Raw genomic sequence first — 11,751 nt, 5'->3', positions numbered from 1 at the left:
TAGAAACCGTAACTTTGCTGCCTAATTTTTTTTAATGAAAACATATTTTCGTTTATTATCCTTTGCCAAACCCATAGAGAAATTTGCCATTCCATATGTCATTACTACTTTACTCTCTGTTCTATTTGGCGTATTAAATCTCGCACTCTTATCTCCTCTTTTTGAAACCTTAATTTCAACCACTTCAAAAAACACAAAGAGTATCGCTTCAACAGCCACCAATGCTTTTGATATTACAGGAAGATTCACAGATTTTGTCAATACCTCCATGGCAATCAACGGGCCGCAATCAACCCTTACATACGTCTGCTTTATTATTGTTATTTCGGTATTGTTATCTAACATTTTTAGATATTTCTCTCAACGGATCATGGAAGACCTGAGGGTCCATACCTTATTAAATCTTCGTAAAACAGTATTTAATAATGTGATGAATATGCATGTTGGTTTTTTCAATAATGAGCGTAAGGGAGATATCATTTCTAAAGTTGCTTCAGATGTCCAGGTGGTACAATTCACAGTCACCAATACCTTACAGGTCGTATTCAAAGAACCGCTCACCTTGATTTTTTACATTATCGTTTTATTGTCTATTTCGGTAAAGCTTACGCTATTTTCGCTTATGGTTATTCCCATCTCCGCATTTATCATCAGTAAAATTGTGAAGAGGATCAAACAGCAAGCTAAAGAAGCTCACGAATCATTTGCAAAAATGATTGGCTTTTTAGATGAAGCCCTAGGAGGAATAAAGATCATCAAAGCCTTTAATTCCAGTGAAAGGATCAAAGATAAGTTTCATGCCGAGAATGTATTCTATTCCAATTTAAACAGAAAGATGATCAGAAGACAGCAACTCGGATCTCCGGTATCGGAGTTTTTAGGGGTTATTATGGTTTCTTTTATTGTTTGGTATGGTGGAACCTTGATTATGAGCCATCAGCCTGGAGCCCTTTCTACCAGTAAGTTCATTGCTTATATTGCCATTTTCTCGCAAGTGATGAGACCGGCAAAAGCACTAACCGATTCTTTCAGTGGTATCCATTCTGGTATCGCAGCAGGTGAAAGGGTCCTCGAGCTTATTGACACTAAACCAGAATTGATCAATAAGCCAGGGGCAACAGAATTAGAAGGATTCCATCAAGCCCTAAGCTTAGAGCATGTTTCCTTCAGCTATGGTACAAAAGAAGTGCTAAAAGATATTAATTTAAAAATAAACAAAGGTAGTACGGTTGCCCTTATCGGTCCTTCCGGAGGAGGTAAAAGTACACTAATGGACCTCATCCCCCGTTTTCATGACCCTAAATCAGGAATAATAAAAATAGATGGTCAACCCTATGAGGATCTAACAGTAGAGAGCATCCGTACACAAATGGGTATTGTTAATCAGGAATCTTTTTTATTTAATGATTCTATTTTCAACAACATAGCTTTCGCCAAACCTAATGCAACGGAAGAAGAGGTAATTGCTGCTGCCAAAATTGCGAATGCCCATGAATTCATTTTAAATACAGAACAAGGCTATCAAACCTTCGTAGGAGATAGGGGAAATCGTTTATCAGGCGGGCAAAGACAGCGTGTTTGTATTGCCAGAGCAGTATTAGCCAATCCACCAATTATGCTTCTGGATGAGGCCACCTCTGCACTGGATACTGAATCGGAAAAATTGGTACAGGACGCCTTAAATAACCTGATGAAAAACCGTACATCAATTGTTATTGCCCATCGTCTGAGTACCATTCAGCATGCAGACACTATTGTAGTTATTGACAAAGGCCAGATCGTTGAAACGGGAAACCATAGCAGCCTGATTGCTAAAGACGGCCTTTATAAACGACTAATAGATATGCAAACATTTACAGATTAAAATATGGCATCTCTATCCCCCCTTCCCAAAGTTAGCATCGTAATTGTTGTCAGAAATGCAGTAGGCACTATTGAAAAGGCAATTAAAAGTGTCCTAGATCAAGAATACAACAATTTTGAGCTGATTATTTTAGATGGGCGCTCTACCGATGGCACGGTCCAAATTATTGAAAAGTATACAAGTGAGATCGCTTTTTTTTCTTCAGAGAAAGACCAAGGAATCTATGATGCCATGAACAAAGCCATAAAAAAATGCTCTGGAGAATGGATCTATTTTTTGGGGGCCGATGATGAGTTAATGACACCACTTGTTTTGGCTGAAACCTTTAGTATCCGCCCCCAAGACAATGAAATAGTATACGGGAATGCTTATTATCCACACAAAAACACCATTCGTTTTGGAAAAATGAACAGATATAAGCTTAGTAAACACAATTTCAATCATCAAACGGTTTTCTATCCTTCAACTGTTTTTAAAAAATATAACTATCAGATTAAATATAAAATATGGGCAGATTACGACCTAAACATCCGCCTATACTTTAAAAGTAATTATCAATTCAGATACCTTGATCTGGTCATCTCTAAATTTAACGACCTCGGGACATCTGGTGTAAATGCCTTAGACCTCGATTTTGAAAAAGACAGAGTACAAATCATTAAAGAAATATTCCCGATGGATGTCTACATCTTCTATACAGCAAGAAATATTTTTCGAAGCATACAAAGACTGTTCAGATAAAATTTCATATCCTAAAGACCGAACTCTATGAAGGCTGCTTTTACTATCTGTACTAACAATTACCTGGCACAAGCCAAAATCCTCTCTGCATCTATCCACCAATTTGCAAAGGAATATAAGTTTTATCTCTTCTTGGTAGACGAATTACATCCGGAAATCAATTATCAGGATTTCCCCGGCATAGAATTTATCCTCGCCAAAACACTTCCAATTGAATTCTCAGATCTTATAAAAAAATATGACATAGTCGAGCTAAATACCTGCATCAAAGCATCAGCGTTTAAGCATCTTTTTACGGAAAAAGGAGCCGAAACCGTCCACTACTTCGACCCGGATATTGAATTGTTTGATGATATTAAACAACTGGATACAAATTTTGAACAAGCGCCCATTCTTTTAACGCCTCACATTATGAATCCCATTCCCTGGCAGGAAGGCTCCCCAAATGAGAACCTTTTCCTGAACCATGGTTTATATAACCTGGGTTATATTGGGATAAACAAAAAAGGAGATTATATGAAACTTCTGAACTGGTGGGAAAACAGAACTTTAACGATGGGCTTCAACAGAACCAGACACGGTCTTTTTGTTGATCAGCTCTGGATAAATTATGTTCCATTATTTTTCCCTGGATCTACTAAAATTTTATTCGATCAAGGATATAATATGGGCCCATGGAATTTACATGAGCGCTCTTTGAGCAACAAAGGGGATCGGTTTTTTGTTAATGATCAAGTCTCCCTAAAGTTCTATCACTTTAGTTCCTATAAATATAACCAGCATGAGATTTCGGGAAACTACAGGTATACTTTTGCCAGTAATCCGGATGTACGTTCTTTATATGATCTGTATCAGCAAAAAATGATTGATGCTGGTGTAAAATTATATTCAGGAAAAAAATGGGCTTATGAGCAGAAAAAATCATTCCTTTCTAAATTTCTAAAGAAGAAAAAATAAAACAGAACGCTGATGAGTTTTAAAAAAATCGGGAGATGGATTGACAAACAAAATTTCAATACCGGCTTTAAAATAGTTCGAAAATACTATTCTAAAAAAGAAGAGGGCTTGTTTGTAAATCCTGTTTCCATCCGTTTTCTATTCTTGTATCTCAATCGGTTTTTTCTTATTTTTCTCAGCCTGTTTAGATGGGACAAAAATCCCTATTCTAAATATATCAACAGCAATTCTGTAAAAGATTTTCTGCTCAGACTTTTAGGATTTTATACCCTGCGAAATGCCAAAGCAGAATTACAGAACAATTATCAACCATTGGCCTTTCAAAATTTTTCAAATCCAGTGGTATCCATCATTATTTCATCATCCAGCCAGTTTATATATACCTACAACTGCCTGCGTTCAATCCTGGAAAACACCGCAGGTATTGCTTACGAAATAATCTTGATCACTGATGATGTGACAAACCAGAATGATCAGTTCCTGGCATCAACATCAATAATCCGTATCCGAAAAGACCAAAAAGCAAATCTAACAGTTTTACAAAACCGTGCCGCAGAGATTGCAAACGGAGAATTTTTATGTTTTCTTGACCATCGCACCTTGTTAAATGATCAATGGCTAAAAAACATGCTAAGTGTATTTGATTATGATCCGGAGACTGGTGTGGTTTGTCCGAAATTCATCTATTCTTATGGGCTCCTGAAAGCGGCGGGCAATGGTATAAATGTTCATGGAGAAGAGGTCAATTATGGCCGTTACGACGATGCCGAACAGTTTGATTACAATTATATCAAAGAGACCGGATTTGGTTCTTCTGCATGCCTTCTCGTTAAAAAAACAACATTTAATCAAGCTGGCAAGTTTAGTTCCGGCTATGACGTGCGGTTTTATATTGATGCCGACTTTTGCTATACCGTAAAAACAAACTTGAATAAAAAAATATACTATCAGCCACTTACTCACATCGTGCATTTTGAAGGCCTTGTCTCTGGTCTGCCAAAGTACCAAAAGGGCTCTCAAACGACCCTCTCAAAACAACACTTTATCCAAAAATGGAATACAATCCTGATGCCATCACCAAAATCCATCAAGGAAAAAAAAGATCAGAAGTCCATCCTTATTATTGATGCAACATTGCCTAAACCAGATCAGGACTCCGGTTCAAAAAGGTTGTTCGAACTTATTAAATTATTCCAATCCTTAAATCTTCAGGTTTACTTTCTGGCCCATCAAGGACTTAGAGTTGAACCTTATTATAGCAATTTGGTAAACATTGGTATTCGGGTAATTTACGCCAGGTATCCAAAAGAAAAGCTTGTAAAAAAAATACCCGATCTTTTGCCTTCTATCGACCTGACCTGGATATCCAGGCCTGATATCAATCAAATTTATGGCCCGACAATTCAAGCCATCAAATTGATCCCATGGATCTACGACACAGTTGATTTACACTTTATCCGCCTGCAGAGAGCATTTGAGCTCTCAGACATGGATCCGGTTAAAATTGAAGAAAAAATTAAGCCGATCAGAGCGTTGGAATTAAGGCTTGCAAACCTAGCCAGCCATACCATTACAGTTACTGACGTTGAAAAACAGATCCTCATCAAAAATAAGATCAAAAATGTATCTGTTATTCCTAATGTACATGCCAAACTGATTACAGATAAAGACAATCCGGGTTTTGAGGAGAGGAAAGATCTCGTTTTTATAGGAAGCTATGCCCATGAACCCAATATTGACGCTGCAGTATGGCTCGCAAAAGAAATCATGCCTCTGGTATGGAACACCAACCCTGAAATTAAACTTCTTTTATTGGGCAGCAAACCAACACCTGAAGTGCTGGCCTTAACATCAGACCGCATTGATGTACCAGGTTTTATCCACGATGTAGAACCTTATTTTATCAACTCCAGGGTCTTTGTTGCACCTTTAAGATACGGAGCAGGAATGAAAGGAAAAATTGGTCAGAGCCTTGAATACGGACTACCAATTGTCTCTACAAAAATCGGTATTGAAGGAATGCCGCTTATTGACGGCCAAAATGTATTGGTAGGAGAAACGGCAATCGAATTTGCAGCAAAAATTATAGAGCTGTATGAATCCCCTGAATTGTGGCACAAAATTCAGCGCAATTCTATTCTTGCGTTGGAAGAATATACTCCGGAAAATGTAGCAACAAAATTAAAAGACCTTCTAAAAGAATTAACTTTGAATTAGCTGGACTGATTCTAAATCGACTTTCACTACTCAGAATGAGTAAGAAACCAATTACCATTAGTATAATATTTATGAGCTCCAAAAAATTTACACGCTGGATAGATAAAAATAATTACAAAACCTGCTTAAGAATAACCCAAAAATACTATATCACAAAAGAACAAGGAGTAAAAGTTAAAATTTTCAAAAAAGCATTTCTAATTCTTTTTACCAAACGGATATTCTTTATTCTCATCAGTCTTTTCAGGTTCAATAAAAATCCATACCCAAAATATTTCAGAGAGAAGGCTCCTAAAAAATTCTTGAAGAGACTTTTGGGTTTATATAAATTTCAAGTAGAGAATCTTCTTCCAGAACATCCCATACTCAAGCCAATAGTGTTTCCAATAGAAACAGTCCCTCTTGTAAGTATCATCATTGCTGTACATAATCATTTGGATTATACATACAATTGTCTTCTTTCCATCTTAAATCATACTCAGGGTATTAAATATGAAATTATCGTGGTTAATGACTGCTCTTCAGATGATACATCGATCTTCATGAAGGAGAAGGCACATAATATTGTTTTTTTAGAGAATATTAAAAATATGGGTTTCTTAAGGTCGTGTAACAAAGCCTCTGAGGTTGCTCGTGGGAAATATATATTATTTTTAAACAACGATACACAGGTCAGACCAGCATGGTTAAATCATATGCTCTCCGTGTTTCAAAACGATGCAAGTACCGGTTTGGTTGGATGTAAACTCATTTATCCTTATGGACTTTTACAGGAAGCAGGGGGATTGGTGAATTATCTTGGAGAACCAGCAAACTATGGCAGATTCGACGATCCAAACTTATCTAAATATAATTATTTGAGACAAACGGATTATTGTTCTGGTGCCGCAGTAATGCTTTCAAAAGCCGACTTCGAATCAATAGGTCGATTTGATGATGATTTTGCTCCTGCTTATTATGAGGATACTGATCTGTGCTTCTCCATCCGACATAAATTAAACAAGAAGGTTTACTATCAGCCCTTAGCTGAAATTGTCCATTTTGAAGGTGTTAGCTCAGGAAAGACCATTAAAAAAGGAACAGTAAAAGAATATCAACTTATTAACTCCAAAAAATTCCTTGATAAATGGACATTAGTTTTCAAGACATTTCCGAATACAATTCAAGCCTCATCTGTTGCTGATAAGTTTAATTATAGTCAAACATTACTCTTCATAGATTCATGCCTACCAGAGTATGATAAGGCTTCAGGGTATACTCGGGTATATGAACTTTTAAAAATATTTAGAGACCTCAAGTACAATATTATATTCCTCCCCCATGATCGACAAAAGACACACCCTTATTTTGAAAAATTAACCAATCTTGGCATTCGTTTAATCTACCCTCTTTTCCCATTCCAAAATCCATTAGACGAGTTAAAAGAGATTGTTCCTAACATCAACATTGCCTGGGTATCCAGGCCCGAACTTAACGAGATTTATTCACCTTTTTTAAAAGCAAACCGACAAATAAAATGGGTATACGACACAGTAGATTTACATTTTATAAGAGAGGAAAGAGGACTTAAATTAGCGAATAACTTAAAAACAGATGCTTTAGAGAAAGTTAACCAAACCAAACAAAAAGAAGTAAATCTCTCTAAAGAGGCAGATATTACAATTGCTATTACCGACGTTGAACGAGAAATTTTAGAAAAAAATGGAGCAAGAAAAGTTGTCATGATCCCAAATATACATAGCCCATATGTCGGCACAGATAAAACATTTAACGATCGAAATGGAATTTGTTTTATTGGTGGCTATCAACATGCGCCGAATGTAGATGCAGTCGTATGGCTTGTCAAAGAAATTATGCCACTAGTATGGCATAAGTATCCTGATATTAAATTGACTTTATTGGGCAGTAACCCACCTGAATCCGTTCAAAATCTTCAATCACCCAAAGTTATTGTTCCTGGATATTTAAAAGATGTTTCAGAATATTTCCTTGATTCAAGAATTTTTGTTGCCCCTTTAAGATATGGAGCTGGGATGAAGGGAAAAATAGGGCAGAGTTTAGAATTCAAGCTTCCTCTTATTACAACGAATGTAGGAGCAGAAGGAATGAATTTAAAACATAATTATAATGCATTAATTGCAAATACAACAGAAGAGTTTGCTCAAGGAATCATCCATCTTTATGAAGACAAAAACCTTTGGGAACTAATATCATCCAATTCCTTCTCAGCGATCAGAGAATATTCTCCAGAATACGTTGGGGATAAATTAAAAAAGCTTTTTCTGTAAAAAGCGGATGTTAGCAGGCTTGTTAAACAGTTTATCTAGACCTTATTTTTTTCCATAGTCTTGACAAAAATGGTTTTTCCTTTTTTATTGGTTCAGCTTCTGGTTCTTTAATCTCCTTCATTTTAAAGGAATCTAGTACATCTGTAATATTTCCAGGAAAAAGAATCAGATTGGGCCATACTTTTGGTTCCAGCGGATGAAAATTTCTGAGACAGTCATAATTATTTTCATCTATAGCGTCCCATAACTTATAAAAGCTCAATGTATTAAAGTCATTTTTATGTCCCCAATTATTTAATTTAAATAGTATCTCCTGAGCACTTCTTGCCCAACTTTGATGCAGTACAAGGTCATTCCATTGAACCAGTTTATTTTCTGAGGTATTGACCCTTGCCATGTCATAAAAAGGATTATTCGTTGCAAATTGTAAGATCGTCACAGACTCATCAATTAATAAATAACCCGATGGGATTTCTTTAAACAATGTAGCGACTTTACAGGAAATTGTTGTCGGGCCAGTAGGCTTATACTTTTCCAGTCTATGTGCAAAAGATTCAAAATCTACAAAATACTCATCAGAATCTATTTGAACATACCAATCCGCTTTTCCCATTTGTTTTACCAAAAGGTTTCTTTCTCTGGTTTCACATTCCATTGGTCCAAGTTCTGGAACGTAAAAATAATCTTCATATATAGTGATTTTTCTTTCGACATCAAACTCTTTAATCCATGTCCAAAATTCATCAGCAATTGTAACTTTTTCTCCGGCCCATGTTTTTCGGTCAGCGTCAACGGCCAGATAAATTTCATTAACAAATCTATAAACTCTGGGTAAAGAAATTTTTAGAAATTCATAATCATACGATATAAGATAACCTACTTTTATAATGCTCATTAGATTTTAGTCCTTTTATACATGGAGTACAGGTATAAATTTATTACTTTTTCAACATAGAAGTCAATGAAAAATTCAATCATTTTTTCTATTTAACTTTCTTTTGTAAATAAAAAATAGCCTGGTCACCTCTGTTCTCACGATTTAAATCCGCCGCTGATTTTTCATAAGATGTTATTTCTTCATCAGAAAAAAAATCTTTTGCGGCAACATATTCTTTGGTTTCCTCCTTTACCAAAGGAATGTCCCTCCTATATAACTCACTTCCCCAGAATTGAAAAGACGTTGAATCATATACGATTTTTGTAATCGTAAAGCCGGCATTGTCAGCTAATATTTTCATACTTTCTTCACTGTGAATAAAGAAGTGCCGAGGTGCATCCAATTGAACCCAGTCCTGCTGATAAATTTCCCAGGCTTTACCAATCACAGGAATTCTAACCATAAGATAGGCATTGTTTTTAAGGAGATCATGGCATTTACGAAACTCTTGAAGCGGCTCTGCCATATGTTCAAAAACATGGTGCATCATCAAAAAATCATAGCTTCCTTTTTCTAATTCACTTAAATCACTTTTAATAACTTTAACATTGTAACCATAGTCGTATTCCTGATCAATAAATTTATCCACACCCTGGATATTCGTAAAACCAGCATTAAACATGTCACAGATCAATTTACCTTTACCGCAGCCAATATCTAGTATTTTTTGAGAAGGAAGTATATGAAGAGGCTCTAAATGTCTTAAGATTTCATAGCCCCCCCTTCTATACCTCTTTTTCATTCTAAAATTTTTAAAGAGTCTTTTTAAGATGGGAAGATTTTTAAGTTTAGGAATCTCTTGTTTAAAGGAATAATAATAATCTGGATAGTATGCAATTATATCTTCCGGAACGTCTATGATTTGGATGGTTTTACATTTTGTACATTGAGAATAGGCAAATTCTTTTCGCGTACCGAGCATCATTTCTCTGGCATTGAATGTGTTTTTTAATTCGGTACTACAGACTTCACATTTTTTCATATGGTAATTTCTCCTAAACAAATTTTGTCAGTAAACATACATGATAATCTCCATAAATGCCAACAAGAACGTTAAATCGACACTATAGGCAAGAACTATGGAATTGGCATTTTAAAATTATAAACAGTATTTTTACGTTCTTTTAACTGTTACAACAAACAATTATCACAAGCTTATTTTCGATTTAACAGGATTACTGAACTAAATTGAAAAATATAAAACAACACGAATTGAATAATCTTAATCCTAAAATAAAAGTACTCGTTATCGGTGACATCATGATTGATCATTATATCTATGGTAACTGCAACAGGATCTCCCCGGAAGCACCCGTACAGGTAGTAGAAATACAAAAAGAAGAATATACCCTGGGTGGCGCAGGAAACGTCTTGAAAAATTTAATTTCCTTCAAATGTGTCGTAGACGTGATTTCAGTGATCGGAAATGATGAACATGGCGCTTTAGTCATAAAAGAATTATCAGATTGCGGCATTATAGGAGATGGTATGCTAACAGACAATTCGCGCTGTACAACCGTTAAGTCAAGAGTACTGGCCTCAAATCATCATCTGATCAGACTGGACCGGGAAAATCTTTCTGAAATTCCTGTTGAAATAGAGACACAGTTGATCAAAATTCTAAAGAATAAGATTGATCTGTTTGACATTGTTTTGATTTCAGACTATAATAAAGGGCTTTTAACACGCAGTCTGCTCAAAGAGATCTTTACATTATGCAGATTAAAAGGCATACCTACATTGGTAGATCCGAAAGGATTGGATTTCGCAAAGTATAGAGGGGCCCATATCATCAAACCAAATAAAAAAGAAGCTGCCCAGGCTACAGGAATTGCAATAAAAGACCATGAAAGCCTCAAACAAGCTTGCGCATCCTTAAAAGAAATTACGCAATGTGATAAGGTAATCATCACGCTCTCTGAAGAAGGTATTGCTTTTTATGCAGAAAATGAACTTACATTAATCCCTACCAAAGCGATGGGTGTAATCGACGTCACGGGAGCCGGAGATACAGTCCTGGCTTCATTAGGTGTTTCATTGGCTTCTAATCAATCTCTTCAGGAAGCCTGCGAGTTTGCCAATCATGCTGCGGCAATTGTGGTCAGCAAAGTTGGGAGCGCGGTAGCAACTTTTGAAGAAATTGATCAAAAATTCCCTAAATCCTAATTAAAGTCACAGATGAAAGACCAGATCAAAGCTCTTTTCAATGAACATATTGAGGTTGCAAATCAATCTGCAGCCAAACTTAATGGAAATATTGCCGAAGCCTGTAGTTTAATTACTGGGTGCATCAAAAGCGGACATAAGGTATTGTTGTTTGGTAATGGCGGGAGTGCCAGCGATGCCCAGCATATTGCCGCCGAGTTTACCGGTCGCTTTGTTAAAGAACGGCGGTCTTTACCTGCTATTGCTTTAACTACAGATACCTCGGCGTTAACTGCCATTGGCAACGATTATGGTTTCGAAAGAATTTTTGAAAGGCAGGTAGAAGGGCTTGCCAATCCCGGAGACGTCTTAATTGGTATTTCAACCAGCGGCAATAGCGCTAATGTAATTAAAGCCCTGGAATTGGGAAAAACACTCAATTGTGCAACCATTGGTTTAACTGGCAGGGACGGCGGTCAAATGAATGATTGCTGTGATTTAAATATCATTGTCCCATCTGATGTAACTGCGAGGATTCAGGAAATGCATATTCTTATAGGCCATATTATTTGTACAGCACTAGATGCGGCACATTAATCCAA

General features: G+C 36.3%; 9 protein-coding genes. 7 read left to right on the top strand and 2 right to left on the bottom strand.

The window, feature by feature from the left end:
* Positions 1-34: 34 nt before the first annotated feature.
* The 5 genes from B0O44_RS07150 to B0O44_RS07130 are packed head-to-tail and all read left to right on the top strand — an operon-like array spanning position 35 to position 8,067.
* Positions 35-1,864 carry an ABC transporter ATP-binding protein gene (locus B0O44_RS07150; protein ID WP_110828635.1) on the top strand — a complete coding sequence of 610 codons (1,830 nt, stop codon included), beginning with the start codon at positions 35-37 and terminating at the stop codon, positions 1,862-1,864.
* Positions 1,865-1,867: 3 nt separating this feature from the next.
* Entirely contained in the window at positions 1,868-2,605 is a 738-nt protein-coding gene (locus B0O44_RS07145; protein WP_110828633.1) for a glycosyltransferase family 2 protein, read from the top strand.
* A gap of 27 nt (positions 2,606-2,632) precedes the next feature.
* Positions 2,633-3,562: a hypothetical protein gene (locus B0O44_RS07140; protein WP_110828630.1), complete on the top strand. Its 930-nt coding sequence runs from the start codon at positions 2,633-2,635 to the stop codon at positions 3,560-3,562.
* A gap of 12 nt (positions 3,563-3,574) precedes the next feature.
* A complete protein-coding gene (locus B0O44_RS07135) occupies positions 3,575-5,779 on the top strand; it encodes a glycosyltransferase (protein WP_110828627.1) in 2,205 nt (734 codons plus the stop codon).
* 35 nt (positions 5,780-5,814) lie between these two features.
* Complete coding sequence (locus B0O44_RS07130) at positions 5,815-8,067, top strand: glycosyltransferase (protein WP_110828625.1); 2,253 nt, start codon at positions 5,815-5,817, stop codon at positions 8,065-8,067.
* 31 nt (positions 8,068-8,098) lie between these two features.
* Here B0O44_RS07130 and B0O44_RS07125 read toward each other — a convergent pair whose 3' ends face one another.
* Positions 8,099-8,962, bottom strand: a complete 864-nt coding sequence (locus tag B0O44_RS07125; protein ID WP_110828622.1) for a hypothetical protein — start codon at positions 8,960-8,962, stop codon at positions 8,099-8,101.
* An 88-nt stretch (positions 8,963-9,050) separates the two neighbouring features.
* The gene (locus tag B0O44_RS07120; RefSeq protein ID WP_110828620.1) at positions 9,051-9,986 is read right to left on the bottom strand and encodes a class I SAM-dependent methyltransferase; all 936 of its coding nucleotides are present in this window, start codon (positions 9,984-9,986) and stop codon (positions 9,051-9,053) included.
* Between the two features lie 230 nt (positions 9,987-10,216).
* Between B0O44_RS07120 and rfaE1 the strand changes: the two genes are divergently transcribed.
* Positions 10,217-11,170, top strand: coding sequence for a D-glycero-beta-D-manno-heptose-7-phosphate kinase (rfaE1, locus tag B0O44_RS07115; protein WP_146229781.1), 954 nt, complete (start codon positions 10,217-10,219; stop codon positions 11,168-11,170).
* Positions 11,171-11,182: 12 nt separating this feature from the next.
* A complete protein-coding gene (locus tag B0O44_RS07110) occupies positions 11,183-11,746 on the top strand; it encodes a D-sedoheptulose 7-phosphate isomerase (RefSeq protein ID WP_110828614.1) in 564 nt (187 codons plus the stop codon).
* Positions 11,747-11,751: the final 5 nt, after the last annotated feature.

It is taken from the genome of Pedobacter nutrimenti, from assembly GCF_003208655.1.
GTDB lineage: Bacteria > Bacteroidota > Bacteroidia > Sphingobacteriales > Sphingobacteriaceae > Pedobacter > Pedobacter nutrimenti.
Note: the sequence above shows the minus strand (reverse complement) of the source record. Positions and strands in the feature narration are given on the sequence as shown.

Coding starts and splice junctions, on each gene's coding strand:
- B0O44_RS07150 (WP_110828635.1), top strand. CDS start 35: ATGAAAACATATTTTCGTTTATTATCCTTTGCCAAACCCATAGAGAAA.
- B0O44_RS07145 (WP_110828633.1), top strand. CDS start 1,868: ATGGCATCTCTATCCCCCCTTCCCAAAGTTAGCATCGTAATTGTTGTC.
- B0O44_RS07140 (WP_110828630.1), top strand. CDS start 2,633: ATGAAGGCTGCTTTTACTATCTGTACTAACAATTACCTGGCACAAGCC.
- B0O44_RS07135 (WP_110828627.1), top strand. CDS start 3,575: ATGAGTTTTAAAAAAATCGGGAGATGGATTGACAAACAAAATTTCAAT.
- B0O44_RS07130 (WP_110828625.1), top strand. CDS start 5,815: ATGAGTAAGAAACCAATTACCATTAGTATAATATTTATGAGCTCCAAA.
- B0O44_RS07125 (WP_110828622.1), bottom strand. CDS start 8,962: ATGAGCATTATAAAAGTAGGTTATCTTATATCGTATGATTATGAATTT.
- B0O44_RS07120 (WP_110828620.1), bottom strand. CDS start 9,986: ATGAAAAAATGTGAAGTCTGTAGTACCGAATTAAAAAACACATTCAAT.
- B0O44_RS07110 (WP_110828614.1), top strand. CDS start 11,183: ATGAAAGACCAGATCAAAGCTCTTTTCAATGAACATATTGAGGTTGCA.